The following is a 25896-nucleotide window of genomic DNA, read 5'->3' as shown; positions in this document are numbered from 1 at the left end:
TCTATTTTGTGACCAGGTGGTTGAGCGGCAATTCCGTACTCGAGACCACCTGGTTCAGTACAAAGCTGGAGCGCACGCTGGACACTCCCTCGATGCGGGTGAGTGTACCCAGCAGAAACTGCTGATAATGGTCCATATCGGGCACCACCACCCGCAACTGGTAATCCGCTTCCATGCCGGTAACCAGGCTGCAGTTCAACACCTCGGGGCATTGGCGGATGGTGTCCTCGAAACCGGCAAAGCGATCCGGGGTATGGCGGTCCATGCCGATCATCACGAAGGCGGTGAGGGTCAGCCCCAGCTTCTGCGGGTTGAGCAATGCCACCTGCCGGGTGATATAGCCGCTTTCTTCCAGCTGTTTTACCCGTCGTGAACAGGGTGAAGGCGACAGGCCGATGCGCTCGGCCAGTTCCTGATTGCTGATACGGGCGTCCTGCTGCAATGCGGCCAGAATTTTCAGATCATATCGGTCCAGAGTGTATTCATTCATGCGTCCACCTCGTGTAGTTGCAGGAATATTGAGTTGGTCGCGATATTATTGCGCAATTGACCGCTTGATGGGCAATAAAAGACAAGAAATGGTGCTGCCTGCGCGTTACCATAATCACAAGTTTCAAGCCTTGGCCGGCGAGTCCAAACAGGTGCTCCACTCGAGCAGCCCTGAGACGGAAGGTTCTACCGGATCGATTCGTCACCCGGCCACCCCAGCCCACAAGGCACGGAGGACAGGCAGTATCCAACCCGGATACCTCAACGGACCCAGCGCAAACGGCCGACTCAGTCGGCCGTTTGCGTTTGTGCGGACGGCTGGGGGTGGACCGGGTCCTTGTGTACCAGCACATCCGCCTGGGGAAAGCGCCGGATGATCGTGTGACGGACCTGTTCGCCCAGCTCATGGGCATCGGTCAGCGACAGGTCGCCGGGCAACTCCAGGTGCAACTGCATGAACCACTGCTGGCCGGACTCGCGGGTGCGCAGATCATGCACGTCGATCACGCCGGGCACGCTACGAGCCAGCGCCATGGCTTCCTTGCGCACCGCATCGGGCAATTCGTGATCCATCAGGATCTGCACCGCGTCGCGGCCAATCTGCAGGGCGCTGAAAGCGATCAGCAGGGCGATGCCGATACCGAACACCGCATCCGCTCCAGGTACGCCGTAATAGGCCAGGATCAGCGCGATGATAATGCTGGCGTTCATCAACAGATCGGAGCGGTAATGCAGGGCATCGGCACGGATCGCGGTTGAGCCGGTGTGTTGAATCACATGGCGCTGAAAAGCCAGTAGCAACAAGGTCGCGATGATCGAGATCAGCATTACCGCCACCCCGAACCAGGCTGCTTCCAGCGGCCTGGGGTTGAGCAGATGATCGATACCCTGTTGCAACACCACGATAGCCGAGATGGCAATGAACACCGATTGCGCCAGACCGGCCAGCGCCTCGGCCTTGCCATGGCCGAAACGGTGGCCCTTATCCGCCGGGGTCAGCGCGTAGGCGACCGCGACCAGATTGATCAGCGACGCGCCGGCATCCATCAACGAGTCGATCAGTGAAGCCAGCAGGCTTACCGAGCCGGACATGAACCAGACGACGGCCTTGAGTGTGATCAACAGGATCGCGACCATTACCGAAGCGTAGGTGGCCAGCCGTAGCAGGCGGGCATTGCGCTTGCTCAGCTGCTGGGCGGATATCTCCATCAGGCGCGGGCCGGCAGCCCGAGCAGGGCCAAGTGCGCGCCGTTCGGGCTGTTCAGCAGCCGAGCATGCTGCATGGGCAGCTGCAGACCCAGATCCTGTTGCAGAATGGCTTCGAGTTTAAGCGGGTCGACTTGGCCCTGGGCATCGACAGCTTCCTGCAGGCGTTCGGGGGCCAGGGTGTAGCGTTCATCGGGGAAATAGATGGCGCCTGTGGCGAAATCCACAGCGAAGGCCACCAGCCCCGGGATGACATAGAACAGCAGGCCGATACCGTTGAGAATCGCCACGCCGGGGTCGATCTCACCGCTGATCTGACCGCGGCGTTCGGGGTAGAAGATGCTGCCGCAGGCGGTCAATTGGGAAACCAGAGTGGTGGTCAGCAGAACGCTGGCCAGAGCTTTCAGGCGCATGATATTCCTCGGGGTAGGCAACGTATCCAGACCCTGCATACTATACGCTGGTGCCGTGACGGCTTGAAGTCGCGGGCGGTTATAATGCCCCCTTTGACCGGATATCCCGTGCATGTCTGATCTTCCTGTACAAACGGTGCTGGCCGAGCTGGATCAGCAACTGGCCCGCTCGCCGGCGGTGGTGCTGCAGGCGCCGCCTGGCGCCGGCAAGACTACCCTGGTGCCGCTGGCGCTGCTGCGCAGTGAATGGCTGGCGGGGCAGAAGATCATCCTGCTGGAGCCGCGGCGGCTGGCGGCCCGGGCGGCTGCCGAGCGCCTGGCGCAGATGCTTGGTGAGCCGGTGGGCCAGACGGTCGGTTATCGTATTCGCCTGGAAACCCGGGTCAGCGCCGCGACTCGCATCGAGGTGGTAACCGAAGGCATTCTGCAGCGCCTGCTGCAGGCCGACCCCGAGCTGCCGGGCATTGGCCTGGTGATCTTCGATGAATTCCATGAGCGCAGCCTGGACGCCGATCTGGGATTGGCGCTCTGCTTGCAGACCCAGCAGTATCTGCGCGACGACGCCAACCCACTGAAATTACTGATTATGTCTGCCACGCTGGACGCCGCGGCGGTCAGCCGTCTGCTGGACAACGCGCCCTTGGTGAGCAGCGATGGGCGCCAGTATCCGGTGCAGGTGCATTATGGCTCCGCCGCCACGCCGGGCCAGCCGCTGGAGCCGTTGCTTGAGCAGACGATCCTGCAGGCACTGGCCACCGAGTCCGGCAGCCTGCTGGTGTTTCTACCCGGAACAGCCGAGATTCGCCGATTGCATCGGCGGCTGGAACATGCGTTGGACAGCTATCCTGACGTGGATATCGCCCCCCTGTATGGCGACCTGGACTTCGCCGCGCAGCGCCGGGCTATCAGCCCGGCACTGGCCGGGCGGCGCAAGGTGGTGTTGGCTACACCGATTGCCGAGACCAGTCTGACCATCGACGGCGTGCGGATAGTCATCGACTCGGGGTTGCACCGCGAGCCGGCCTTCGACCCGGTGTCCGGTATGACCCGGTTGCACACACGCCGCATATCCAAGGCGGCTACAACGCAGCGTGCAGGTCGTGCCGGGCGTACCGAGCCGGGTGTGTGTTATCGCCTGTGGTCGGCTGGCCAGCAGGAGCAGCTGGCTGCCCAGGGTCAGGCGGAGATACTGCAAGCGGATCTCGCGCCCCTGGCCCTGCAACTGGCGCAATGGGGTATAGATGACCCGGCGGAGCTGCGCTGGCTGGACTTGCCGCCGGGAGCGGCGCTGCAGCAGGGGCGGGATCTGCTGATCCAGTTGGGGGCGTTGACACGAACTGAGCGGGGCTGGCAGCTGACCGACCACGGCGCGGCGCTGACAGCGTTGCCGATGCATCCGCGGCTGGCGCACATGCTGCTGCGGGGGCAGCAGTTGGGGCTGGGGCGTCAAGCCTGCCGGCTGGCCGCGATTCTCGGCGAGCGGGACCTGTTGCGCGGCGTGGAGGACGCGGATATCGCCCGCCGGCTGGCAGCATTCGACCACCCCGCTGGCGAGCCGGCCCTGGATCGCGGTGCGCTGCAGCGGGCGCGCCAGCTGGCCGGGCAGTGGCAGCGATTGATCGAGCGCATCGATGTTGCGCAACCCGTGCCGGAGCCGGACAGCGAGCGCTGGGCCGGCCTGTTGCTGGCGCTGGCCTATCCGGACCGCATTGCCCAGCGCCGTGGCGAGCAGGGCGCGGACTACCGATTGGCCAATGGCCGCGCCGCCGCCTTCGCCCAGGTCGACAGTCTGCAACAGCGGCCCTGGCTGGTGATTGCCAGTCTCGGCGGCCATGCCAGCCAGCGCAATGCGCGGATATTTCTCGCTGCGGCGCTAGACCCGGAGTGGCTGGAGCAGTATCTGCCGGAGATGCTGCAGATCGAGCAGACCCTGGAATGGGACCCGCGTAGCGAAACCCTGATCGCCGAGCGCCAGCAGCGCATCGGTACCCTGGTGCTGCACCGCGAGCCGTTGGCGAATATTGACCCGGCCCAGCGCAGCCGGGCCCTGTGCAATGTAGTGCGCAAGCAGGGGCTCAGCCTGTTGCCCTGGACGCCGGCGCTGCGCCAGTGGCAGGCACGTATCCTGCTGCTGCGCCAGCTGGATGAGCAGCAGGACATTGATAGCCGCTGGCCGGACGTCTCCGACCAGGCCTTACTCGATGGCCTGGAAGACTGGCTCGCCCCCTGGCTGGACCGGGTCACCCGGCTCGCGCACTTCGCCAACCTGGATCTGCCAGCCATCCTCACTGGCCTGTTGCCCTGGCCGCTGCCGTCACAGCTCGACGAGTTGGCGCCCACGCACTGGACGGTGCCCACCGGGTCACGTATCCGTATCGACTACAGCGAGCAACCGCCGGTACTGGCGGTGCGTCTGCAGGAGATGTTCGGCAGCCGCGAAACGCCGCGTATCGCCCAGGGCCGGGTAGCGTTGAAGCTGCACCTGCTTTCCCCGGCGCGTCGACCGGTGCAGGTGACCCAGGACCTGGCCGGGTTCTGGAGTGGCAGTTATGCCGAGGTGAAGAAGGACATGAAAGGGCGCTATCCCAAGCATTACTGGCCGGATGACCCATCGCAGGCCGAGCCGACGACGCGGGCCAAGCCAAGGAAAGGCTGAGGTTCGGGGCAATCCATCTTTAAGCTCCTGCTGCCCCCGCGTACAATGCCCGGCCCGGTTCACCTTCGGAGCACAGCCATGGATAATACCAGCCAGATACTTGAACGCAGCGCCGAGCTGTTTGCCAGCCAGCGCCTGCTGCTGGTCAACCCACCTGTGGATGGGCTGACTCGACAGTTGCCGGCCGATTGGCATGTCTGGACCTGGGACTATTTCGTGCAGCAGGGCCTCAGTGCCGGACTGGATGAGGCGCATCTGAGTTTCTCCCATCTTTGCCCACAGGTCGATGGGCTGGAGGGGGCGATTCTGGTGATGCCCAAGGCCATCGAGCGCGCCGAGTTCGCCTTGGCGCAGATAGCGCCGCTACTGCGGGCCGGTTGCCCACTGTATCTGGTGGGGGAGAAGAAGGGCGGCATTACCCGGGCGGAAAAACTGTTGGCGGCACATGGTGCTGCAATCGAGAAACTGGATTCCGCCCGGCATTGCCAACTGTGGCGCTGCATCGTCCAGGATCAGCCCGCGCCATTTCGCCTGGAAGACTGGCAGCGCTCCATTGCCTTGACCTTCCCTGACCAGACCGTTGAACTGGTCAGTCTGCCCGGGGTTTTCAGCCATGGCCGGCTGGATGAAGGCAGTCAATTGCTGCTGGAGGAACTGGCACCGCTGCCGCCGGGCAAAGTGCTGGACTTCGGTTGTGGTGCCGGGGTGCTGGCCACGGTGTTGGCCCGGCGTAATCCGGACACCCGCTTTGAGCTGGTGGATGTCGATGCCATGGCGCTGTACTGTGCCGAGCAGACCCTGCTGGTCAATGGAGTGCAAGCGCAGGTCTATCCTTCCGATGGCCTGAGTGACGTGCATGGCCGCTTTGCCGCAGTGGTCAGCAACCCGCCATTTCATACCGGCATCCGCCATGACACCAGCATCGCCGAGGCATTTTTCAATGAAGTCACCCGCAACCTGCTGCCCGGTGGTGAGCTGCGCATCGTTGCCAATGGGTTTCTGCGATATCCGCCGCTGATCGAGGAGCACATTGGACCATGTCGGGTGCTGCGCGAGAACAATCGGTTCAAGGTGTATTCGGCGATCGCGCCGGGTTGATTCAACCGGCGGGCCTTGCTACAGTGGCCGCCGTCTTAGGGGAGTAGTCTCTCCGGAAGAGATTTCTTTCTGAAGTTTCTTCCACGGCAAACGTCAACATATTCGGCCCGCAGGCCGTGGCGTTTGCGACCCGCCGTCACCTTGGGTGACTGGGTCTGACGAGACCTTTGACATAGGAACACCAGCCGAGGGCGGGGGTGTTCGTATGTCATTGGAATGGTCGACCCGCCCTCTTGTGGAACATCCGTGGAAGCTTTTTTCGTTTCAACCGGGGTAGTCACGCTGGCAGAGATCGGCGACAAGACCCAATTGCTGGCGTTATTGCTGGCAGCACGTTTCCGTCGGCCCTGGCCGATCATCTGGGGAATACTACTGGCCACCGTGGCCAATCACGCCTTGGCCGGTGCGGTGGGGCAACTGGTTGCCGACCTGCTCAGCGATACCTGGCTGTACACCTTGCTGGCGATCAGCTTTCTGGCCGTGGCGGCCTGGACCCTGGTGCCGGACAAGCTGGATGAGGACGACACCCCGCCGATCAGCCGTTACGGCGCCTTCATGGCAGCGCTGGTGGCCTTCTTTCTGGCCGAGATGGGCGACAAGACCCAGGTGGCAACCGTGGTACTGGCTGCGCAATTCGATGCCTATCTGTGGGTGGTGCTGGGTACCACGCTGGGGATGATGTTGGCTAACGTGCCGGTGGTATTTCTTGGCAATGCGGCGGCGGGCAAGCTGCCGTTGGGGCTGATTCGGGGGATTACCGCAGTGATCTTCCTGCTGCTGGGCCTGTACGCAGGCTGGATGGCGCTGGGGTAGGCACCATGGGTGAGCGGGGCGTCCTGACGGGCGCCATCGCGCCGATAGGGCGCTCCTACCCTTCTGCAACATGGTTTTATTCCTTTAATATATAAGTAAGTTCCAAAATATTATTTTTAGCTATATGTCTCCCTGTCTAATATCTGCTCCGTCGATACGCGAGTATCAAACCATGATCCGGAGCAAGACCATGACCGCAACAACATCACTGCATGCGGCTGTGGACGATCAGAAGGTGCTGGCCGCCATCGCTGAAGCGCTGCAAAGCATTCAGTTCGGTGCAGTGGAAATCACCCTTCATAACGGTCAGGTGGTGCAGATCGAACGCAAGGAAAAGATCCGCTTCCAGCCGCCGACACGAACGTCCTGATTACCCGACCACGGGGATTGCGCCAACACAGTTTTCAGTAAACACCCGCCGACTGGACCACCAGAGGTGTGTGCAACCGTCACGATAATGGAGAACACCATGACACGGCTTGCCACATCCAGTCAGACCCACCTCAGTAAAAGCGTCATCACACGAATGTGCCAGTAATCGAAGCCGACTCTGACCGATTTCCCAGATTGCTTTTACCGAGTGCTTATCATGAAGAAAATTCTGCGCAATACCCTGGTGGGTGGCCTTGCCACGCTGCTGGCCGGCTCCGTGCTGGCGGACAATATCACCCTGCTGAACGTGTCCTATGATCCTACCCGCGAATTCTATCGCGAGTACAACCGGGCGTTTGGTGACTACTGGAAGCAGGCTACCGGCGATACCGTTACCGTGCGTCAATCGCATGGTGGGTCGGGCTCCCAGGCCCGTTCGGTAATCGACGGTCTGGATGCCGATGTGGTGACCCTGGCATTGGCCTATGACGTGGATGCGTTGCGTCAGCACGCCCAATTGATTCCGGAAAACTGGCAAAGCCGTCTGGACAAGAACAGCTCGCCCTATACCTCGACCATAGTGCTGCTGGTGCGCAAGGGTAACCCGAAAAACATCAAGGACTGGAATGACCTGGTGCGCGATGACGTGCAAGTCATCACTCCCAACCCGAAAACCTCCGGTGGTGCACGCTGGAACTATCTCGCGGCCTGGGGTTATGCCCTGAAGCAAAACGGCGGCGATCAGGACAAGGCTTACGAGTTCGTCAGTAAGCTGTTCGCCAACGTGCCGGTACTCGATCCAGGCGCCCGAGGCGCCACTAACACTTTCGTCCAGCGCGGCCTGGGTGATGTATTCATCGCCTGGGAAAACGAGGCCTATCTGTCGGTCGAGCAGTTGGGCAAAGGGCAGTTCGAGATCGTCGTGCCGTCGGTCAGCATTCTCGCCGAGCCGCCAGTGACCGTGGTCGACAGGAACGTCGACCGCAAGGGTACACGCAAGACCGCCGAGGGCTACCTGCAATACCTGTACAGCGATGACGCGCAGCGCCTGGCGGCCAAGCACTACTACCGTCCCAGCAACCCGGAGATCGCCAGGGAGTTTGCCGACAAGTTCGTCGATGTCGAGCTGTTCGGTATCGACGAGGTGTTCGGTGGCTGGGAAAAGGCGCAGAACGATCATTTCAACGACGGTGGCAGGTTCGACAGCATTCTTGAAAGCATTTCCAGACGTTGATCGACGCCGGTACATGGCCAACCCGGGCGCTAACGCCCGGGCTCTTTTCGAGGTGATGAATGTTGTCTGCCGCCAAGCAACGACGGGTCATACCCGGTTTCGGGCTGACCTTGGGTTTCAGCCTGCTATATCTGGGCTTCATCTTTCTCATTCCGGTGGGTGGGCTGCTGCTGTACACCTCCATGATGAGTTGGGATGACTTCTGGAAAGCCGTCAGCCATCCCCAAGTGGTTGCCTCCTACAAACTGTCCTTCGGCGCTTCGCTGATCGGCGCGACCATCAACCTGGTGTTCGGTGCGCTGGTTGCCTGGGTACTGGTGCGTTATACCTTCCCCGGCAAGAAGATCGTCGATGCGCTGGTGGATCTGCCGTTCGCCCTGCCTACCGCGGTGGCCGGTATCGCATTGGTAACGCTCTACGCATCGACCGGCTGGGTAGGGCGGTACCTTGATATCTTCGGCATCAAGGTGGCCTACTCGCAGCTGGGCGTGGTGGTTGCGCTGACCTATATCGGCTTGCCCTTTGTGGTACGTACCGTACAACCGGTGCTGGAGGACCTGGAAGCCGAGCGCGAAGAAGCCTCCGCCAGTCTGGGCGCAAGTCGTTTCACCACGATCCGCCGAGTGATACTGCCGTCGCTGTTACCGGCCCTGTTGACCGGTTATGCGCTGGCCTTTGCCCGTGCCGTGGGCGAGTACGGCTCGGTGGTGTTCATCTCCGGCAATATGCCCTATCGCACCGAGATCACCCCGCTGCTGATCGTTTCCAAGACTGAACAGTACGACTACCAGGGTGCTGCGGCCATTGGCACCGTCATGCTGGTGGCCGCGTTTCTGCTATTGCTGCTGATCAATGGGCTGCAGTGGTGGACACAGCGTCGTGGCTGGTGAGGAGACTCCAATGACGACTCAAGTACTGACTCACGTGGGCAACCCCGAGCTGGCGGCCCGTTGGCGCCGCGCTACCGACGAACCGGCCTGGCTGCGCTGGATGCTGATTGGCATTGCGCTGACCTTTCTGGCGCTGTTTCTGGTGCTGCCGCTGACGGTGGTGTTGTATGGCGCCTTCGAGCAGGGCCTGCAGGTCTGGTGGGCCGCGATCAACGAGCCGGATGCCTTGGCGGCGATTCGCCTGTCCCTGTTGGTGGTGCTGATTGTGGTGCCGATCAACCTGGTGTTCGGCGTAGCTGCCGCCTGGGCGATTGCCAAGTTCGAGTTCCGCGGCAAGCCGATCCTGATTTCGCTGATCGACATGCCCTTTGCCATCTCGCCGGTGGTGGTGGGGCTGATCTTCGTCATCCTGTTCGGCTCCCAGGGCTGGCTCGGTCCATGGCTGGCGGCGCACGACATGCGCATCATCTTCGCCGTGCCCGGCATCATCATTGTGATCGCCTTCGGCACCATGCCCTTTATTGCCCGCGAGCTGATCCCGCTGATGCAGCAACAGGGCAAGGAAGAGGAGGAGGCGTCGCTGACTCTCGGGGCCAGTGGCTGGAAGACCTTCTGGTATGTGACCCTACCGAACATCAAGTGGGGGCTGATCTACGGGGTGATCCTGTGCAATGCGCGGGCGTTGGGCGAGTTCGGCGCGGTGGCAGTGGTGTCGGGGCGTATTCGCGGGGAAACCAATACCATGCCGCTGCATATCGAGGTGCTGTACAACGAATACATGTTCACCGCCGCCTTTGCCGTGTCTTCGCTATTGACCGGGCTGGCGCTGGTCACCATTGCGGTGAAGGGTTTTGTTGAATGGTTGGGCGAGCGCAGGACGCGGCGGTAGCTGTGGGAGCGGTCAGCTCTACAAGGTCAGGGTAAAGAAGCAAGTTGTGATTGTTGGGAAATGCCCGAGGTAATCCCGGTTCCCCTTTGAAGCGAGTACGCGCAATGAGTATTGAAATCGATCAGGTAAACAAGCGCTTTGGCGATTTTGTCGCCGTAGATAATGTCAGTCTCTCCCTCAATAATGGCGAACTGACCGCATTGCTCGGTCCATCCGGCTCGGGCAAGACCACTTTGCTGCGGATCATTGCCGGACTGGAGCAACCGGACAGCGGGCGTATCCGTTTCCATGGTGAGGACGCCACCGATCTGCACGTCAGCGAGCGCGGCGTCGGCTTCGTCTTCCAGCACTATGCGTTGTTCAAGCATATGAGCGTCTATGAGAATGTCGCCTACGGCCTGACCGTCAAACCCCGCAGTCAGCGGCCGAGCAAGGCGGAGATTCGCAGGAAAGTCATGCACCTGCTGGAGATGGTACAGCTGGACTGGACCGCCGACCGCCTGCCCTCGCAACTGTCCGGCGGCCAACGCCAGCGTATCGCGCTCGCCCGGGCGCTGGCGGTGGAGCCCAAGGTATTGCTGCTGGATGAGCCTTTCGGTGCGCTGGATGCCAAGGTACGTGCCGAACTGCGGCGCTGGCTGCGACGCCTGCACGATGACATCCACGTCACCAGCGTGTTCGTAACCCACGATCAGGAGGAGGCGCTGGAGGTGTCTGACCGGGTGGTGGTGATGAACCACGGCCGGGTGGAACAGGATGGCAGCCCGGAAGCGGTCTATGACCATCCGGCCAATCCGTTCGTTTATCAGTTCCTGGGCAGCGTCAATCAGTTCGGTGCGCGGGTTCGTGACGGCGTGGCGCAGATCGGGCAGCTGCAGGTTCCCGCGCCGGAATATGCCAGCCAGCCGGACAGTGCGGCGGTGGCCTACGTACGGCCTTACGATATCGACGTGCTGCCGGGCGCCAGCGCCGCTAGTCTGCATGCGCGGATCGACCTGGTGTCGGTGATCGGGCCGCGGGTACGGCTGGAGCTGCAGACGGAGAGCAGCAGCCAGACGGTACATGCGGAAATGTCCCGCAGTCGCTTCCGCGAACTGGGTTTGGTGCAGGGTGGCGATGCCTGGATCAGGCCACGAAACAGCCGAATCTTCCTGGAGGACGGGGAAATCCGCAGCGCCTGATTCGGTGACTGCGGTGGCCAGTGGCGCCCGCCGGGGCTAGTATCCTCCCATGTCATTCTTCTCCGGCGGGCGTCCCGCTGGAATCAGCATGGGAGAACAGAATGAGTAACGACACCTACACACCACCCCGGGTCTGGACCTGGGACAAGGATAATGGCGGCAAGTTTGCCAACATCAATCGTCCTATCGCCGGCCCGACCCACGAGCGTGAGTTGCCCCGAGGCAAGCACCCGCTGCAGTTGTACTCCCTGGCAACACCCAACGGGGTCAAGGTCACTATCATGCTGGAGGAACTGGTCGCGCTGGGCATTGCCGAGGCCGAATATGACGCCTGGCTGATTCGCATCGGTGAAGGCGATCAGTTCGGCAGTGGTTTTGTGGGCATCAACCCCAACTCGAAGATCCCGGCGCTGCTGGATACCAGCATCAATCCGCCGCTGCGGGTGTTCGAGTCCGGCTCCATTTTGCTGTATCTGGCGGAAAAGTTCGGCCACTTCATCCCGCAGGACATCGCCGGGCGCACCGAATGCCTGAACTGGCTGTTCTGGCAGATGGGCAGCGCACCCATTCTGGGTGGCGGCTTCGGTCATTTCTATGCCTATGCGCCGGAGAAGTTCGAGTATCCAATCAACCGCTACACCATGGAGGTCAAGCGGCAGTTGGATGTGCTCGATCGCCAGCTGGCGGATAACCGCTACGTTGCCGGCGAGCAGTACAGCATCGCCGATATGGCAATCTGGCCCTGGTACGGCGGGGTGGCCACTAACCAGGTATACGAGGCGGCGGAGTTCCTCGAAGCGCACAGCTATACCCATGTATTGCGCTGGGCCGAGGAGGTTGGTCAACGTGCTGCCGTGCAGCGCGGCCGACAGGTCAACCGCACCTGGGGCGAGCTGGATGAGCAGGTGCCGGAACGGCATGCGGCGAGTGATTTCGATCACTGAGCGTGAATAGGTAATAGCTCGGGAAAATCGACCAGCCAGCGAGAGAAGCCTCTGTAAGAAGATTATCTCTGGTTGGCTGGAATAATCACTTTGGCGGATAACCCCAAGTTGAAAGGGCGTTGTAGGATGGCGATCTGCTCAAGCTTCTCTCTGACATGACGGGGCAGGGTCAAATAGTTGGCCTCCGCCCTGGCTTTAGCGAGATGGGTATGAATGATGAGCTCGTTGCCGTCACGAATATCGTCTGCCCGATCAGGTGCCAATGAAGCCAGAAGAGCAGCTTCCAGAAGATAGCTCTTCACTGCTTCTTCAGTACAATCGGTTATGTTCTTGAAATAAAAATAGGACAACACCACTTTCTTCTGTTCAGGATCCAGCGCTACATTATGCAGCGTATCCTCTGGCAGCACGTTTTCATCCGCATAGCAGTGCTCTTCCCGGCCCTCAAGGTGGGTGATGCTGTCATTCAATCTGATTTGAATTAAATGGGATGGATTGTCTTTCGCATGGACGATGCCGGCTATCACGAAGATCAGCAAACACATGGGTATCGGTTTCATTGTTTGCATCCCGCAACGACTGCGTTCCAAAAGACCATCTCATTGTGGTCGGTTACGTAGAATGCCGTTTCCTGAGCGATATTGGAAATACGGCGACGGGCGATACTGGGGATTGCTGCCAGTGCCTTCGTCATGGCAACGAAATCAGTGGAGGCGATTGCATAGGAAGATTGCAGCGAGTTGTTGCCTGCGAAGATATTCATTACTACACCGCCCACAGCCACGCGCTGCAGTGCCAGAGAAAAACGCTCTACACTACGTATTGACTCCACCGCATTCTTGCTGCGCTGAGATAGCTCCAGGTTATCGATGCTTGGGCATTGCATGAGGCTTCCATAGTGTCGTTAGTCAGAGCGTAGATCCTCGCGACCGGCGAAACTCAAGTCAAATCAATGCGCTCGAAATTGTGAAGTGGTTACCTTTAAAGGCAAATCGGCTGGCGCATTACCGTAGTCTGATTCGGGGTTGGATACTCCCAGGCGCAGCATTAACCAAGACGCTGCAGTTGATGCCATTAGTGAAGGGGCTGTGTCGACTTTCTCCATATTTGAGGATCAGTAGCGATTGCCTTAGCGGTAAAACCTGTCTAGAATGCGCTCCACTTCGAGAGCAAATGGGTGATTAGCTCAGCTGGGAGAGCATCTGCCTTACAAGCAGAGGGTCGGCGGTTCGATCCCGTCATCACCCACCACTCGAGGTAACGCGCAGCGGTAGTTCAGTTGGTTAGAATACCGGCCTGTCACGCCGGGGGTCGCGGGTTCGAGTCCCGTCCGCTGCGCCATATCCGAAACCCTCGCATCGAGAGATGCGAGGGTTTTTTCGTTCAGAAGCGCGCCAATTGCATTTCCTGCAAACGGCTGAGCGTGCGGCGGAACGGGAAGGTGAGGGCGCCTTCGGTATAGAGCTCGGTCAGGGGCACCGCGGCTTCGATATACAGCGGCACTCGCCGGTCATAGCATTCATCCACCAGGGCAATCAGCCGGCGCACACTGTCGTCCTGTTTCGATAGCGGCGGTAACACCCGGTCGCCGGCCGTTACCTGCTCCACCGCATCTTCCGTGCCGCGGGCGATCTTCGCGTCCCGCTGGGCGCTACTCAGAGCGGGCACCTGCCCCAGGAGAATGGCCGGGAAACGGTCGCACAGCGCCATGAAGTCAGCGGCAGCCAGGGGGCGTTCGCAGAGTTCGGCAAAGGTGAGCCAGACCGCCTGTGAACAATGGCGCAGCGGTTGCAGCTGTTGATGATTGAGTTGCACCGGTTCGCTGGATACCGCAGTACCGCCGCGCAGCCGCTCGAATACCCCCGCCAACGCTGCTGCGTCCTGAACCCAATAACGCTGGTGTTGCTGCCCCGGATGTAGCCGGTGATCCTGGCCGCCATCCACATCGACCACCTGCATGTTCCGCTCCATGGCTGCCAGCGCCGGCAGCAGCCGTTCGCGGTTATGGCCATGCTCATACAGCTGCTGCGGCGGCTGGTTGGACGTGGCGACCAGCACCACACCTTCCTCGAACAGCGTGATGAACAGCCGGCCGAGAATGCTGGCGTCGCCGATATCGCTGATAAACAGCTCATCGAAGCAGAGCACCCGCACCTCGGTCGCCAGTTCACGGGCGATACTGCTCAGTGGGTCGGCGGTGCCGGTCAGCTGGAACAGCCGGCGGTGCACCCATTGCATGAAGTGATGGAAATGCTGGCGCCGGCTGGGCACCTGCAGGCTGCTGTGGAAACTGTCCATCAGCCAGGTCTTGCCGCGACCCACCGGACCCCAGAGATAGACTCCGCGGGGTGGTGTGGTTCTGCCGGTGTGCAATGCCTCGAAACAGTTCTGCAGATGGTCAACGGCGTTCTGCTGCGCCGGGTCGGGGATGAACCCCTGGTAGGCGATGGCCTGTTGGTACAGGCTCAGGGGAGATTGCGTGGTCATGGGGCCGGAGTGTATCAGCAATATCATTCAGCCCGCTGGCCATAAACCGATATGCGGCTTGCCAGCGCGAGCGGTAACCGGGCCGTCAGGGCCCGGTCTGGTTGGCGTATTCAGCTTTCGTCATTATTGAGAAAATCGACTGCCAGCATGGTCATCGCCCGGCTGCCTACCACCAGTGCGCTTTCATCGACGAAGAATTCCGGGTTGTGGTTGGGCGCGGCGGTGGCCGGATCCTGGCCGTCAGGCGTTACCCCGAGAAAGAAATACAGGCCGGGTGCCTCTTGGGCGAAGAAGGAGAAGTCCTCGGCGGCGCCGGGCAACTCTGCTGTCGCGACCTTGCCATCCGCGGCGCGTTCCAGCACCGGCGCCATGCGCTCGGTAAGCTCAGCGTCGTTGATGGTGGTGCTGTACATCGGCTCGATGGAGACCTTGGCAGTGGCACCGGCGCTTTCGGCGATCTTTTCCGCGCTCAGCGTCAGGTCATCGCGCAGCTTGTCGCGAACGCCCTGGTCATAGGTGCGAATGGTGCCGGACATGGCCACGCTTTCCGGAACGATATTCGGCCCGCTGCCGCCATGAATGCTGCCAATGGTCACCACCGCCGGGGAGCGGGTCAGGTTGGCCTTGCGGCTGACCACGGTCTGCACGCCATTGATCACCTGGGCTGACGCCACCACGGGATCGATGGTATTCCAGGGCATGCCGCCGTGGCCTTGATGGCCGGTCACGGTGATGTTCAGCATGTCGCTGGCGGCGGTGGTGGCGCCGCTGCGCCAGCTCAGCTCGCCCGATGGGCCGGGCATCACGTGCATGGCGAACACCGCATCGGGTTTGTGCGTCTTGAACAGGCCATCCTCGAGCATCAGCTTGGCGCCCCAGTTGGCGTCCGGGCCGGGCTGGACCAGGCTGGAGCCTTCTTCGGCGGGCTGGAAGATGAACATGACGGTGCCCTCGAGCTGATCGCGCATGCCGGTCAGCACCTCGGCGGTGGCCATCAGCATGGCGGTGTGAGCGTCATGGCCACAGGCATGCATCACATCGACTTCGGTGCCGTGATAGATGCCGGTAGCCTGCGAAGCGAAGGGCAGGCCAGCAGGTTCTTTCACCGGCAGAGCATCCATGTCGGCGCGCAGGGCAACCGTGCGCCCGGGCTTGGCACCCTTGAGAATGCCGACCACGCCGGTGCGACCGACCTCGGTCTGCACTTCCAGCCCCAGTTTCTTGAGATGCTCAGCCACCAACCTCGCTGTGCGGGTTTCCTGCTCGCCGAGTTCCGGATGCTGATGAATGTCGCGTCGCCATTCGATCAGTTGCGATTCAATGCTGGCGATATCCTTGCGGATTTGCTGCTCGAGGTCGGTGACTGGGGTTTGGGCGTAGGCACCGAGACTGAACAGGAGGCCGGCGGTGACGCCGGGGAGAAGGGAATTGCGTAGCGTGATCATGGATCTGCCCTGTTGGGTGTGCATGGGTGGTGAGACGCTATCTACGGTACCATGTTCGGCCAAGATGGTCCCGGCGGTCGGGCGGTAACGGAGATGTGAGATGTGTGAACTGATGGGTATGAGTGCCAACGTGCCGACGGATATCTGCTTCAGCTTTTCCGGATTGATGCAGCGTGGCGGCAAGACGGGGCCCCATTGTGATGGCTGGGGCGTGGCCTTCTATGAGGGCAAGGGCGTTCGTTGCTTCCATGACCCGGCGCCATGCCACAGTTCGGCCATCGCCCAGTTGATCGAGCGCTATCCGATCAAATCGGAAAATGTGATCTGCCATATCCGCCAGGCCAATGTGGGGCGCGTCAGCCTGGCCAACACCCATCCGTTTACCCGCGAGCTATGGGGGCAATACTGGACCTGTGCCCACAACGGCCAGATCAATGGCTTCGTGGCTGGCCCGGGTCCGTTCCAACCAGTGGGCAACACCGACAGCGAAGCCATCTTCTGCGATCTGCTCAATCGTCTGCGCGGCCAGTTCGCTGAACAGCCGAGCCAGGCCGAACTCCTCGATTGCCTGACGAGTGCGTGCGCCGGGTATGCGGCGCGGGGGGTATGCAATTTGCTGCTGAGCAATGGTGAGTGGCTGTTCACCCTGTGCACCACCAAGCTGGCCTGGATCACCCGCCGAGCGCCTTTCGGCCCGGCTCATCTGCGCGATGTGGAAATGGCCGTGGATTTTCAGGAACACACGACGCCGAATGATGTGGTGACCGTAATTGCCACCGAGCCGCTGACCAGCAACGAGCAATGGCATGCCTGCCAGCCGGGCGAGTGGCACCTCTGGCAAGGCGGTGAAAGTATTCGGCAAGGCCGTCTTGCTGATTGAAATGCAGGTAAGGGCAGGCGACGGCAGGCGGTCGGACTGTCTGAACTCGCAGCCATCAACCTCGTCGTAATCAGGGAGGCTCCACGATCGAGGTGACTGCATATGTACGAACACATCACGCGAGCAGCACTGGCTGAACTGCTGAAGTTACAAGGTCAGACTTTCGTTTCGCTCTACATGCCCATGGAGCGGACATTTCCCGAGCGAGAACAGAACAAGGTCCGTTACCGGAATCTCCTGCGCCAACTGCGTGAGCAGATGGACGGAGCAACCGCCCCGACGGAGCAGAAGTTACTGCAGAAGTTTGAGGCGCTGCTCAACGAAGACGAACTATGGAATTCCCCGCGGAGCGGGCTCGCGGTGTTGGGCAGCGAAGACCTGTTCAGGGTCTTTTCCCTCCATCAGGTCGTGGAGGAGCGCATCCGGGTGGATCGCCAACCCTATCTGCAACCGCTGCTGCGTATCAGCCAGTTGGCGGAGAGCTTCCAGATTCTCTGTGTGACCCGAGATGCGGTGCGGCTATGCGAGGGGGATCGCCACGTCACCCATCAGGTCGAGCTGCACCCATCGGTACCGCGTAACCTGGAAGAGGCACTGGGTTCGGAATTGACCGACAAGAATCAGGCCGGGTACCCCGGTGGCTTCAGTCGGGCTGCAGAAAAGGCCGGAGGCATGACTCCGCATGAGGCCGGTGGCGGTGGCAAACAGGATGAAATAGACGTCGATCGTGAGCGCTATTTCCGTGCGATCGACAAAGCCATCACTGAGCATCATTCCCGTCCGGGCCTGCCCTTGATTCTGGCAGCCCTGCCCCGTAACCAGGCGGCTTTTCGGGCGATCAGTCACAATTCACAGCTGCTGGAAGAAGGTATCCCGATGGATCCTTCCTTGCTGGAAGCCGCCGAACTGCGTCGCGAGGCGACGGAAATCATGAGCCGCCGGCACAGTGCCTGGCTGGACAGCATTCTGGAACGCTACGGCGCTGCCAAAGGCAAGCAGTTGGCCTGCGATAGCCTTCCAGAGATCGGTGAGGCGGTATATGCCGGGCGGGTAGCGCTGCTGCTGGTCGAGTCGGGTCGCAGCGTGCCGGGGGTGGTGAATCCGCAGAACGGAGCGGTGGATCTGTATGACGCGGATAGTGATACCACGCAAGGGGGTGCCGATGTGCTCGATCAGTTGATTCCTCGAGCATTCCAGACGGGGGCCGAGGTAGTAGTTCTCCCCAAAGGCATGATGGAGGGCGGCGCCGGCGCGGCGGCGGTATTCAGGTTCTGATCTTGTGACCCCCCTCTCCTGCGAGGGGAGAGGGGGCGAAAGCGGCCTTACAGCTTGGCGATCGACACCTCCGTCGACTTCACAAATGCGATCACTTCCGAGCCGATCTTCAGATCCAGCTCATCCACCGAGCGGGTGGTGATCACCGAGGTAACGATGCCGGCGGCGGTCTGCACGTCGATTTCCGAGAGGACGTCTCCGCGCAGAATCTCGCGGATGTGGCCCTTGAACTGGTTGCGTACGTTGATGGCTTGAATGGTCATGTTGGTGGTTCCTTTTACTTGATGGGAGTTAGAGTGCCCAGCGCAGCTGCGTGGGCAGGGGTGATAGTTTTTCCGGCTGTTCGGGATTGGCCGGCCTGGCCAGAACCCGGTCGAGTACCTGGGCTTCCAACTGCGCCAGGCGGAAGGAGCCATGGGCCCGGGGTCGGGGTACGTCGATGGTCAGATCCAGGCCGATCTCGCCCTCTTCGATCAGGACCACCCGATCAGCGACACTCACCGCTTCGCTGACATCGTGGGTGACCAGCAGCACGGTGAAGCCATGCTGCTGCCAGAGGCTTTCGATCAGTTGTTGCATTTCGATCCGGGTCAGGGCATCCAGCGCTCCGAGCGGTTCATCCAGCAACAGCAGGCGCGGCTGATGGATCAGCGCGCGGGCCAGGGCCACGCGTTGCTTCTGACCACCGGACAGGGTGGCCGGCCATTGCCAGGCCCGGTCCGCCAGGCCTACCGCCCTCAGGGCCTCGAAGGCTTTGGGGCGCCAGTCGCCCTTGAGACCCAGGCCGACGTTGTCGATGACCTTTTTCCACGGCAGCAGCCGCGAATCCTGGAACATCAGGCGGGTGTCGGCGCGGTTGTCCGCCAGTGCTGTACTGCCGGCCAGCAACTCGCCGCTGCTGGCCTGATCCAGCCCGGCCAGTAGCCGCAGCAGGGTGCTCTTGCCGCAGCCGCTGCGACCGACCACGGCGACGAATTGGCCAGCGGGAATCTCCAGATCGATGTTGTTCAATACCTGCAGGTCGCCAAAGGACTTGCTCAGCGCCTGCACCGTCAGCGCAGTGCCGTTCTTCGGCCGGGGTGGCTGTTGGGCGGTCATGCCTTGGCTCCTTTTTTCTGATAGGCCGGGTGCCAGCGCAGCCACAGCCGCTCCAGCAGGCGGGCGGCGGTGTCGGCCAGCTTGCCGAGCAGCGCGTACAGTACGATCGCCAGCACCACCACATCGGTTTGCAGGAATTCGCGGGCGTTCATCGCCAGATAGCCGATCCCCGAACTGGCGGAAATGGTCTCGGCAACGATCAGCGTCAGCCACATGAACCCGAGGGCGAAGCGCAGCCCAACCAGGATCGAGGGCAGGGCGCCGGGCAGGATCACCTGCCAGAACAGGCTGAAGCCGGACAGGCCATAGCTGCGTGACATCTCCACCAGGCCGGCATCGACGTTACGAATGCCGTGGTAGGTATTGAGATAGATCGGGAACAGCGAACCCAGTGCGACCAGAAAAACCTTCGCCGACTCATCGATGCCGAACCACAGGATCACCAGAGGAATCAGTGCCAGGTGTGGAATATTGCGGATCATCTGTACCGAGCTGTCGAGGAAGCGCTCGCCCCAGCGTGACAGGCCGGAGATAAAGCCCAGCACCAGGCCGAGCCCGCCGCCGATAGCCAGACCGACCCCGGCGCGCCAGCTGCTGATCGCCAGGTGAGACCAGATCTCCCCGCTTTGCAGTAGCGCCCAGCCGGCAGCCAGGACCGCCGTGGGCGAGGGCAGAATGCGACTGGACAGCCAGCCGGTGCTGACGGAGATCTGCCAGGCCGCCAGCAGCAGGATGGGTAGAGCCAGTGGTGCCAGCCGCTCCAGCCATTGATCGGAGGTTCTCATCATCGCGTCCTCAGCTCTGCGCAGCGGCTTTGGGCAGGATGTCGTTGGCCAGCATCTCACCGAACGGGCTGATGTACTGCTTGCCGCTTGGCTGCTCGGGTTGCGCCAGCTCCAGATACGGGAACAGCAGTTCGGCCACCCGGTAGGACTCTTCCAGATGTGGATAGCCGGAGAAGATGAAGGTATCGATACCCAGCTCGGCGTACTCCTTCACCCGCGCCGCTACCGTCGGGCCATCACCTACCAGCGCGGTACCCGCGCCACCACGTACCAGACCCACGCCCGCCCACAGGTTGGGACTGACCTCGAGGTTGTCCTTGTTGCCGCCGTGCAGGGCAGCCATGCGTTGCTGGCCGACGGAGTCGAAGCGTGCCAGCGAGGCTTGGGCGCGGCTGATGGTGTCATCGTCCAGGTGGGCAATCAGCTTGTCGGCCGCCTGCCAGGCCTCTTCGTTGGTTTCGCGCACGATCACATGCAGACGGATACCGAAGCGCACGCTGCGGCCCTGCCTGGCGGCCTTTTCCCGCACCTGGGCGATCTTCTCCGCAACGGCGGCTGGTGGTTCACCCCAGGTCAGGTACAACTCGACCTGCTCGGCCGCCAGGTCCTGCGCGGCCTCGGAGGAGCCGCCGAAGTACAGTGGCGGGCGTGGCTGCTGCACCGGCGGGAACAGCAGTTTGGCACCCTTGACCTGGATATGCTTGCCGTCATAGTCCACGGTTTCGCCTTCCAGCACCCGGCGCCAGATGCGGGTGAATTCGACGGACGCTTCGTAGCGTTCGGCATGGCTGAGGTTGAGGCCATCACCGGCCAGCTCATCCGGATCACCGCCGGTGACCAGGTTGAACAGGGCGCGGCCATTGGACAGCCGATCCAGCGTGGCCGCCTGACGCGCCGCAACCGTGGGGGAAATGATCCCGGGGCGCAGCGCGACCAGGAATTTCAGCCGCTGGGTGACCGGGATCAGTGACGCTGCCACCAGCCAGGAGTCCTCGCAGGAGCGGCCAGTGGGAATCAGCACCCCGCCGTAGCCGAGCTTGTCGGCGGCCTGAGCGATCTGCTGCAGGTAGCTGTGGTCCACTGCCCGTGCACCCTGGGTGGTACCCAGGAAGCGGCCGTCGCCGTGGGTCGGCAGGAACCAGAAGATATTCAGTGACATGTTTCATTCTCCAGCTGTTGTGATGCATATGTGGTCAGGTGCGATGGATTGCCACGCTGCTGCGCAGCTCGCAACGACGAGCAAGGGGTTGGGCGCCCTGGTCCTCCCTGCCATTGCCATGGTGAAAGTGGGTGCCGGCAGACTGTGACATGGCTGCCTTCCCCCACTCCGTCATTGCGAGCCCGAAGGGCGCGGCAATCCATCGGTTCTCAAGGCGCCTTCGCCGTCTCGATCTGCGGTGTCCAGATCACCTTGCTGATATCCACCTTCTTCGGAATCAGCTTGAGCGAATGGAAGGTGTCGGCGATGTCCTGCTGCGCCTTGGCGACCTCCGGACTGATCAGGCGGGTGCCATAGCTCTGGCGCTGGATCGCGGTGCGGGTGATGTCCGGGTTCAGGCCAATGACCGGCGCAAGTTGCGCGGTAGCCTCATCGATGTTGTCCAGCGTCCATTGGCCGATGGCATCGATTTCCTCGATCAGGATCTGGATCACCTTGGGGTTGGCCTGGGCGTAGGACCCGGTCGACAGATAGAACTGGTGGTTGCTGACCAGCCCGCTGCCGTCGATCAGGGTGCGCGCGCCGATCTGTTGTTCGGCGGCTGCCTGGAAGGGATCCCAGATGACCCAGGCATCCACGGAGCCACGTTCGAATGCCGCGCGGGCATCAGCCGGAGGCAGGTAGATGGGGGTGATATCCGTGATGCTCAGCCCGGCGTCTTCCAGCGCACGAACCAGCAGGTAGTGCACATTCGAGCCCTTGTTCAGGGCGATCTTCTTGCCCTTGAGCTCGGCTACGCTCTGGATCGGTGAGTCCTTCGGCAGCAATATCGCTTCGCCGGTGGGCGCCGGCGGTTCATGGGCCACATACAGCAGGTCCGCGCCCGCCGCCTGGGCGAATACCGGCGGGGTTTCACCGGTGGTGCCGAAATCCACCGCACCGACATTCAGGCCTTCGAGCAGTTGCGGACCAGCGGGAAACTCGGTCCAGGTGACCTTCACGCCCTGTTCGGCCAGCCGCTGGTCAAGGGCGCCACTGGCCCGCAGCAGGGTCAGGGTGCCGTATTTCTGATAGCCGATACGCAGGGTGTCGGCAGTGGCTTGTGTTACAGCGCCGAAGGCGAGGGCAGCGGTCAGTAGCGCTGCCAATCCCCGGCGCAAAGTGACCTGTTTCATGGTCGTCTCCTTTGCGTGTGGTGTTGGTAGCCTGCTGACCCGTTGGCGGGAGAGTAAGGCGGGTGGCCGTGACCGGCCTATTACGTGGTCAAATGCTCCAGTGAGCGTTGATCAATCGGTCATTCAACAGCTTTGGATCAATCGGCGCCGGCCGGCGGGCCAGCGCTGCGGCGAAATACTCCAGCGCTTCCTGGAGTCGTAGCAGCAACTGATCATCGAATGTCGGCGGCTCGCCATACTGGATCTGGTTGTCGGTAGCGAACACACCGTGCAGGGTTTCCTGCGCCTTGAGTGCGGCCAGCACCGGCTTCAGCGCATAGTCGACCGCCAGCATGTGGGTCAGGGTACCGCCGGTGGCGATGGGCAGCACCACCTTGTGGCTCAAGGCCCGTTCCGGCAGCAGGTCCAACAGCACCTTGAGTGCCCCGGAGAAGGACGCCTTGTACACTGGCGTGCCGACAATCAGGCCATCCGCCCGGCTGACCTGGTCAGCAAGGTGGCGGATAGCGGGGCTATCGAAACGGGCCAGCAGCAGATCGGCAGGATCGAACTGGTGAATATCAACGTGCACCCGCTCGATGCCGCGTTGTTCCAGCCAGTGTCCAGCCCTATCCAGTAATAGACCGGTGCGGGATCGTTGGCTTGGGCTGCCGCCAATGGTTACAACCAGCATGAAAGGCATTCCTTATATTGATCGGTTCTAAAAGTCATATTGTTCCCAAGTGGATGCAACATTATCAGGAGATATGTATTACCTGAAATCATATGCTTTCATTTTGTAATTCTTTTTTGTTCTAAGCGGGTTGCTGATACAGTGCCGTCAGGGCCTCGCCCTTGAGGAAGGCCAGCTCTACCGCTCGACGGTCTCGGGGATGGGCAAGAGGCACAGCCAGCTCGGCCACGATCCGGCTGGGTTGTCCGCCGAGGATGATTACCCTGTCGCTCAGGTATACCGCCTCATCCAGGTCGTGGGTCACCATCAGCACACTGATGTCGTACTGGGCGGCCAGCTTGATCACCAGGTCCTGCAGCTTCATTCGGGTGAAGGCATCCACCGCGCTGAATGGTTCATCCAGCAGCAGCACCTGAGGCCGGCCATAGAGGCCCCGGGCGATGGCCACGCGCTGGGCCATGCCGCCGGACAGCTGCTTGGGCAGGGCTTCACCCCGGCCCTCCAGCCCGACGTCATGGAGCAGTTGCTGAGTCCAACGGTGATCGGCCTTGCGTCCATCAACGAAGCCGATGTTTTTCGCCACGCTGAGCCAGGGCATCAGACGCGGTTCCTGGAACACCACTCCAATGCCGGAGCTGGAGCCGAAATCCAATAAGGGATTGCGCTCCAGCTCCCCTTCAAAGTGCGCATCGAGTCCGGCGGCGATACGCAGCAGGGTGCTCTTACCGCAACCACTGGGTCCCAGCAGGCTGACGATTTCTCCCGCGGCCAGTGCCAGGCTGACGTTGTCCAGTACCGTGAGTTCGGCAAAGGATTTTCGGATACTGTGCAGACGTAGCAGCGCGCTCATGGTTTCTGCTCCTGTCCCGAGAAACTGTCCCGCCAACGCAGCATGCGTTTTTCTGCATGCTTCAACAGGCTGTCGGTCAGCTTGCCCATCAGGGCTAGAGTGATGATGGCGGTCAGTACCAGATCAGGACGGGACACCTCCCGCCCGTCGGTAAGCAGGTAGCCAATGCCTTCAGTGGCGGCCAGCAACTCAGCGGCGACCACGCACAGCCAGGCCATCGACAGGCCGTTGCGCAAACCAGTGAAAAGGTAGGGCAGGGCGGCCGGTACCATGATCCGGCGCATCAATGTCGCCTGGCTGAAGCCGAGCTGAGCCCCCACTTCGACGAGCTTGCGATCCACATTGCGTACGCCCGCCACCATGTTCATGTACACCGGGAAGAAGGAACCTATGGCAATGAGGGTAACCTTGGAGACTTCATCAATGCCGAGCCAGATCAGTAACAAGGGAACCCAGGCCAGGCCCGGTACAGCTCGCAGCGCCTGGAAGGTGGGATCGAGATAGGCTTCGAGACGCCGGCTCATGCCCACCAGGGTTCCCAGCAGTATTGCCAGCCCGGAGCCTATGGCAAAACCCAGTAGAACCCGCTGGGAACTGGCAAGGATATGACTCCACAACGGCCCGGCTGCCAGCTCATGAAAGGTCAGCACCAGCGCACTCGGGGCGGGCATCAGATAGGCCGGAATCCAGCCGCTGTACACGCTGAGTTCCAGCAGGATGATGAAGGTCAGTGGCAGCAGCAACCCGACCGGGGTGAAGCGCACCAGTCGCCTGGCGGGCTGCCATACCGATGCTGGTCGTTCGAGAGGCTGAACACGGGTATTCATGGTGCCTGGCCTTCGACAACACGTTGGGCGATGTCTGCTGCCAGCAGCGAGGCCAGAGTGCCCTCGGTATCCGCGGTGCTGCGCAGGATGTTGTCTGCCTGCAGTAACGGAACGACCGGCCTGATGGCGTCGAGATGTGCCTGACCGGGAACGGGGCGACTGAAGTCATAGCGCGCGAGCTGCAGCCGAATCACCTCCTCCGGCAGGCCAGTTTCCCGAGCAACCAGCTCGGCGGTTTGATCCGGGTGATCAATGATCCACTGACGGGCCCGCTCATAGGCGTTGACTACCGCTTCCACCGTCTCTGGTTGGCTCTCCAGAACCCGTTCGCTGGTATTCAGGAACGCCGCCAGGCCAAAGTCAGGGTTACGGTAGAGGAACCGGGCGCCGGCTGCCTCCGAAGCCGCCATATGCGGGTCCAAGCCGGCCCATACGTCAACCCGGCCTTGCTCCAGAGCGGTTCGTCCCTCCGGGTGTTGCAGATGCACGATACGTACATCCCTTGAAGTCAGGTTGTGGCGCTCCAGGGCGCGCAGCAGAAAGAAATAGGGATCGGTACCCTTGGTGGCGGCCACCCGTTTTCCGCGAATATCCTCGAAGTCACTGATCTCCGACTGTTCCGGTACCACCAGGGCGCTGGGTTCGGCCCACAGATAGCTGTAGACGGTCTTGACCGGTTGGCCATTGGCGCGACTGATGAAGGCCGAGATGCTGGAGGTCAGTGCGAACTGCGTGGCGCCACTGTTGAGAAATTCGAGGGAGTTGTTGCTGCCGCGGGACAGCACCCACTTAACATTTCTACCCTGTTCGGAAAAGTGTTCCTCCAGCCAGCCCTGATCGCGGATTACCAGGCTGGGTGGCGAGTAGTAGGCATAATCGAGGCTGACCTCGCCGGTGTTGCTGAAGGCGGACAGGGGGGTTAACGCAATAAGGGCGGCGGCAAGGCGTCGACGCCAGGATGAAAGCGGCATGTATTGGCTCCTTTCTTATATCAATCGCATGGTTTTCTCCTTCTTGAGGTCAAGTCAGGCAAACAGCCGCCTGGTCGAAACCAGGC

At 61.4% G+C, this 25896-nt stretch carries 27 protein-coding genes, 2 tRNA genes and 1 riboswitch; of the genes, 13 read left to right on the top strand and 16 right to left on the bottom strand.

All coding sequences use genetic code 11. The features are described from left to right. Position 1: 1 nt before the first annotated feature. The 3 genes from DHB74_RS09105 to DHB74_RS09095 form a co-directional block, all read right to left on the bottom strand. Entirely contained in the window at positions 2-490 is a 489-nt protein-coding gene (locus DHB74_RS09105) for an Lrp/AsnC family transcriptional regulator (protein ID WP_074780250.1), read from the bottom strand. 287 nt (positions 491-777) lie between these two features. Beyond that, entirely contained in the window at positions 778-1698 is a 921-nt protein-coding gene (locus DHB74_RS09100) for a cation diffusion facilitator family transporter (protein ID WP_036990624.1), read from the bottom strand. After that, a complete protein-coding gene (locus tag DHB74_RS09095) occupies positions 1698-2108 on the bottom strand; it encodes a hypothetical protein (protein WP_036990623.1) in 411 nt (136 codons plus the stop codon). The genes DHB74_RS09100 and DHB74_RS09095 overlap by 1 nt, the downstream gene beginning before the upstream one ends. A gap of 112 nt (positions 2109-2220) precedes the next feature. On the opposite strand from DHB74_RS09095, the gene hrpB reads away from it, so the two are divergent. From hrpB to yghU, 9 genes are all read left to right on the top strand, one after another. Next, the gene (gene hrpB, locus DHB74_RS09090) at positions 2221-4764 is read left to right on the top strand and encodes an ATP-dependent helicase HrpB (protein WP_499161250.1); all 2544 of its coding nucleotides are present in this window, start codon (positions 2221-2223) and stop codon (positions 4762-4764) included. Positions 4765-4842: 78 nt separating this feature from the next. Continuing rightward, positions 4843-5862, top strand: coding sequence for a methyltransferase (locus DHB74_RS09085; protein ID WP_169304592.1), 1020 nt, complete (start codon positions 4843-4845; stop codon positions 5860-5862). A 26-nt stretch (positions 5863-5888) separates the two neighbouring features. Continuing rightward, a riboswitch (yybP-ykoY riboswitch) is annotated at positions 5889-6083 on the top strand. A gap of 25 nt (positions 6084-6108) precedes the next feature. Beyond that, the gene (locus DHB74_RS09080; RefSeq protein WP_499161249.1) at positions 6109-6675 is read left to right on the top strand and encodes a TMEM165/GDT1 family protein; all 567 of its coding nucleotides are present in this window, start codon (positions 6109-6111) and stop codon (positions 6673-6675) included. A 190-nt stretch (positions 6676-6865) separates the two neighbouring features. Then, on the top strand, positions 6866-7045 hold the full coding sequence (locus DHB74_RS09075) for a DUF2292 domain-containing protein (RefSeq protein ID WP_280165428.1): 180 nt from the start codon (positions 6866-6868) through the stop codon (positions 7043-7045). Between the two features lie 219 nt (positions 7046-7264). Continuing rightward, entirely contained in the window at positions 7265-8281 is a 1017-nt protein-coding gene (locus DHB74_RS09070; RefSeq protein WP_136869286.1) for a sulfate ABC transporter substrate-binding protein, read from the top strand. A gap of 59 nt (positions 8282-8340) precedes the next feature. Continuing rightward, positions 8341-9171: a sulfate ABC transporter permease subunit CysT gene (cysT, locus tag DHB74_RS09065; protein ID WP_136869287.1), complete on the top strand. Its 831-nt coding sequence runs from the start codon at positions 8341-8343 to the stop codon at positions 9169-9171. A gap of 10 nt (positions 9172-9181) precedes the next feature. Beyond that, positions 9182-10060 (top strand): sulfate ABC transporter permease subunit CysW, encoded by an 879-nt coding sequence (gene cysW / locus DHB74_RS09060; protein ID WP_051611018.1) that lies wholly within the window; start codon positions 9182-9184, stop codon positions 10058-10060. A gap of 104 nt (positions 10061-10164) precedes the next feature. Next, complete coding sequence (locus DHB74_RS09055; RefSeq protein WP_136869288.1) at positions 10165-11241, top strand: sulfate/molybdate ABC transporter ATP-binding protein; 1077 nt, start codon at positions 10165-10167, stop codon at positions 11239-11241. A 101-nt stretch (positions 11242-11342) separates the two neighbouring features. After that, the gene (gene yghU / locus DHB74_RS09050; RefSeq protein WP_036990617.1) at positions 11343-12185 is read left to right on the top strand and encodes a glutathione-dependent disulfide-bond oxidoreductase; all 843 of its coding nucleotides are present in this window, start codon (positions 11343-11345) and stop codon (positions 12183-12185) included. A 62-nt stretch (positions 12186-12247) separates the two neighbouring features. Here yghU and DHB74_RS09045 read toward each other — a convergent pair whose 3' ends face one another. After that, positions 12248-12745, bottom strand: coding sequence for a hypothetical protein (locus DHB74_RS09045; RefSeq protein ID WP_499161248.1), 498 nt, complete (start codon positions 12743-12745; stop codon positions 12248-12250). Beyond that, positions 12742-13071, bottom strand: coding sequence for a hypothetical protein (locus tag DHB74_RS09040; protein WP_499161247.1), 330 nt, complete (start codon positions 13069-13071; stop codon positions 12742-12744). The genes DHB74_RS09045 and DHB74_RS09040 overlap by 4 nt, the downstream gene beginning before the upstream one ends. A gap of 289 nt (positions 13072-13360) precedes the next feature. On the opposite strand from DHB74_RS09040, the gene DHB74_RS09035 reads away from it, so the two are divergent. Further along, positions 13361-13436, top strand: a tRNA-Val gene (locus tag DHB74_RS09035). 13 nt (positions 13437-13449) lie between these two features. Beyond that, a tRNA-Asp gene (locus DHB74_RS09030) sits at positions 13450-13526 on the top strand. 42 nt (positions 13527-13568) lie between these two features. Here DHB74_RS09030 and zapE read toward each other — a convergent pair. Next, on the bottom strand, positions 13569-14672 hold the full coding sequence (zapE, locus tag DHB74_RS09025) for a cell division protein ZapE (protein ID WP_499161387.1): 1104 nt from the start codon (positions 14670-14672) through the stop codon (positions 13569-13571). A gap of 110 nt (positions 14673-14782) precedes the next feature. After that, a complete protein-coding gene (locus DHB74_RS09020) occupies positions 14783-16117 on the bottom strand; it encodes an amidohydrolase (RefSeq protein WP_499161246.1) in 1335 nt (444 codons plus the stop codon). Positions 16118-16217: 100 nt separating this feature from the next. Between DHB74_RS09020 and DHB74_RS09015 the strand changes: the two genes are divergently transcribed. Beyond that, positions 16218-16997 (top strand): class II glutamine amidotransferase, encoded by a 780-nt coding sequence (locus tag DHB74_RS09015; RefSeq protein WP_036990616.1) that lies wholly within the window; start codon positions 16218-16220, stop codon positions 16995-16997. Positions 16998-17099: 102 nt separating this feature from the next. Then, positions 17100-18272: a baeRF3 domain-containing protein gene (locus DHB74_RS09010; protein WP_499161245.1), complete on the top strand. Its 1173-nt coding sequence runs from the start codon at positions 17100-17102 to the stop codon at positions 18270-18272. Between the two features lie 47 nt (positions 18273-18319). Here DHB74_RS09010 and DHB74_RS09005 read toward each other — a convergent pair whose 3' ends face one another. The 9 genes from DHB74_RS09005 to DHB74_RS08965 form a co-directional block, all read right to left on the bottom strand. Further along, on the bottom strand, positions 18320-18535 hold the full coding sequence (locus DHB74_RS09005; protein WP_105646514.1) for a TOBE domain-containing protein: 216 nt from the start codon (positions 18533-18535) through the stop codon (positions 18320-18322). Positions 18536-18563: 28 nt separating this feature from the next. Further along, on the bottom strand, positions 18564-19370 hold the full coding sequence (ssuB, locus tag DHB74_RS09000) for an aliphatic sulfonates ABC transporter ATP-binding protein (protein WP_499161244.1): 807 nt from the start codon (positions 19368-19370) through the stop codon (positions 18564-18566). Then, on the bottom strand, positions 19367-20155 hold the full coding sequence (gene ssuC, locus DHB74_RS08995) for an aliphatic sulfonate ABC transporter permease SsuC (RefSeq protein WP_105646571.1): 789 nt from the start codon (positions 20153-20155) through the stop codon (positions 19367-19369). Before ssuC ends, ssuB begins: the two co-directional genes overlap by 4 nt. A gap of 10 nt (positions 20156-20165) precedes the next feature. Beyond that, entirely contained in the window at positions 20166-21314 is a 1149-nt protein-coding gene (ssuD, locus tag DHB74_RS08990) for an FMNH2-dependent alkanesulfonate monooxygenase (protein WP_499161243.1), read from the bottom strand. 209 nt (positions 21315-21523) lie between these two features. Beyond that, positions 21524-22489 (bottom strand): sulfonate ABC transporter substrate-binding protein, encoded by a 966-nt coding sequence (locus DHB74_RS08985; RefSeq protein WP_499161242.1) that lies wholly within the window; start codon positions 22487-22489, stop codon positions 21524-21526. Between the two features lie 88 nt (positions 22490-22577). Next, positions 22578-23162, bottom strand: coding sequence for an NADPH-dependent FMN reductase (ssuE, locus tag DHB74_RS08980; protein WP_499161241.1), 585 nt, complete (start codon positions 23160-23162; stop codon positions 22578-22580). A gap of 121 nt (positions 23163-23283) precedes the next feature. Then, entirely contained in the window at positions 23284-24012 is a 729-nt protein-coding gene (locus DHB74_RS08975) for an ABC transporter ATP-binding protein (protein ID WP_499161240.1), read from the bottom strand. Then, positions 24009-24839, bottom strand: a complete 831-nt coding sequence (locus tag DHB74_RS08970) for an ABC transporter permease (protein WP_499161239.1) — start codon at positions 24837-24839, stop codon at positions 24009-24011. The genes DHB74_RS08975 and DHB74_RS08970 overlap by 4 nt, the downstream gene beginning before the upstream one ends. Next, positions 24836-25810: an aliphatic sulfonate ABC transporter substrate-binding protein gene (locus tag DHB74_RS08965; protein ID WP_499161238.1), complete on the bottom strand. Its 975-nt coding sequence runs from the start codon at positions 25808-25810 to the stop codon at positions 24836-24838. The genes DHB74_RS08970 and DHB74_RS08965 overlap by 4 nt, the downstream gene beginning before the upstream one ends. Positions 25811-25896 lie beyond the last annotated feature (86 nt).

It is taken from the genome of Pseudomonas sp. G11-1, assembly GCF_024031555.1.
GTDB classification, from domain to species: Bacteria; Pseudomonadota; Gammaproteobacteria; order Pseudomonadales; family Pseudomonadaceae; genus Halopseudomonas; species Halopseudomonas bauzanensis.
The sequence above is the reverse complement of the archived record's forward strand: the minus strand, read 5'-3'. Positions and strand labels throughout refer to the sequence as shown.

What these genes read in the sequence shown, in the direction of transcription:
- DHB74_RS08965 (WP_499161238.1), bottom strand. Translation starts at nt 25,810, where the DNA reads ATGCCGCTTTCATCCTGGCGTCGACGCCTTGCCGCCGCCCTTATTGCG.
- hrpB (WP_499161250.1), top strand. Translation starts at nt 2,221, where the DNA reads ATGTCTGATCTTCCTGTACAAACGGTGCTGGCCGAGCTGGATCAGCAA.
- DHB74_RS09095 (WP_036990623.1), bottom strand. Translation starts at nt 2,108, where the DNA reads ATGCGCCTGAAAGCTCTGGCCAGCGTTCTGCTGACCACCACTCTGGTT.
- zapE (WP_499161387.1), bottom strand. Translation starts at nt 14,672, where the DNA reads ATGACCACGCAATCTCCCCTGAGCCTGTACCAACAGGCCATCGCCTAC.
- DHB74_RS09085 (WP_169304592.1), top strand. Translation starts at nt 4,843, where the DNA reads ATGGATAATACCAGCCAGATACTTGAACGCAGCGCCGAGCTGTTTGCC.
- DHB74_RS09010 (WP_499161245.1), top strand. Translation starts at nt 17,100, where the DNA reads ATGTACGAACACATCACGCGAGCAGCACTGGCTGAACTGCTGAAGTTA.
- DHB74_RS09015 (WP_036990616.1), top strand. Translation starts at nt 16,218, where the DNA reads ATGTGTGAACTGATGGGTATGAGTGCCAACGTGCCGACGGATATCTGC.
- ssuE (WP_499161241.1), bottom strand. Translation starts at nt 23,162, where the DNA reads ATGCTGGTTGTAACCATTGGCGGCAGCCCAAGCCAACGATCCCGCACC.
- DHB74_RS09045 (WP_499161248.1), bottom strand. Translation starts at nt 12,745, where the DNA reads ATGAAACCGATACCCATGTGTTTGCTGATCTTCGTGATAGCCGGCATC.
- ssuD (WP_499161243.1), bottom strand. Translation starts at nt 21,314, where the DNA reads ATGTCACTGAATATCTTCTGGTTCCTGCCGACCCACGGCGACGGCCGC.
- cysW (WP_051611018.1), top strand. Translation starts at nt 9,182, where the DNA reads ATGACGACTCAAGTACTGACTCACGTGGGCAACCCCGAGCTGGCGGCC.
- yghU (WP_036990617.1), top strand. Translation starts at nt 11,343, where the DNA reads ATGAGTAACGACACCTACACACCACCCCGGGTCTGGACCTGGGACAAG.
- DHB74_RS08985 (WP_499161242.1), bottom strand. Translation starts at nt 22,489, where the DNA reads ATGAAACAGGTCACTTTGCGCCGGGGATTGGCAGCGCTACTGACCGCT.
- ssuB (WP_499161244.1), bottom strand. Translation starts at nt 19,370, where the DNA reads ATGACCGCCCAACAGCCACCCCGGCCGAAGAACGGCACTGCGCTGACG.
- DHB74_RS08970 (WP_499161239.1), bottom strand. Translation starts at nt 24,839, where the DNA reads ATGAATACCCGTGTTCAGCCTCTCGAACGACCAGCATCGGTATGGCAG.
- DHB74_RS09020 (WP_499161246.1), bottom strand. Translation starts at nt 16,117, where the DNA reads ATGATCACGCTACGCAATTCCCTTCTCCCCGGCGTCACCGCCGGCCTC.
- DHB74_RS09055 (WP_136869288.1), top strand. Translation starts at nt 10,165, where the DNA reads ATGAGTATTGAAATCGATCAGGTAAACAAGCGCTTTGGCGATTTTGTC.
- DHB74_RS09070 (WP_136869286.1), top strand. Translation starts at nt 7,265, where the DNA reads ATGAAGAAAATTCTGCGCAATACCCTGGTGGGTGGCCTTGCCACGCTG.
- DHB74_RS09105 (WP_074780250.1), bottom strand. Translation starts at nt 490, where the DNA reads ATGAATGAATACACTCTGGACCGATATGATCTGAAAATTCTGGCCGCA.
- DHB74_RS09100 (WP_036990624.1), bottom strand. Translation starts at nt 1,698, where the DNA reads ATGGAGATATCCGCCCAGCAGCTGAGCAAGCGCAATGCCCGCCTGCTA.
- DHB74_RS09075 (WP_280165428.1), top strand. Translation starts at nt 6,866, where the DNA reads ATGACCGCAACAACATCACTGCATGCGGCTGTGGACGATCAGAAGGTG.
- ssuC (WP_105646571.1), bottom strand. Translation starts at nt 20,155, where the DNA reads ATGAGAACCTCCGATCAATGGCTGGAGCGGCTGGCACCACTGGCTCTA.
- DHB74_RS09005 (WP_105646514.1), bottom strand. Translation starts at nt 18,535, where the DNA reads ATGACCATTCAAGCCATCAACGTACGCAACCAGTTCAAGGGCCACATC.
- cysT (WP_136869287.1), top strand. Translation starts at nt 8,341, where the DNA reads ATGTTGTCTGCCGCCAAGCAACGACGGGTCATACCCGGTTTCGGGCTG.
- DHB74_RS09040 (WP_499161247.1), bottom strand. Translation starts at nt 13,071, where the DNA reads ATGCAATGCCCAAGCATCGATAACCTGGAGCTATCTCAGCGCAGCAAG.
- DHB74_RS08975 (WP_499161240.1), bottom strand. Translation starts at nt 24,012, where the DNA reads ATGAGCGCGCTGCTACGTCTGCACAGTATCCGAAAATCCTTTGCCGAA.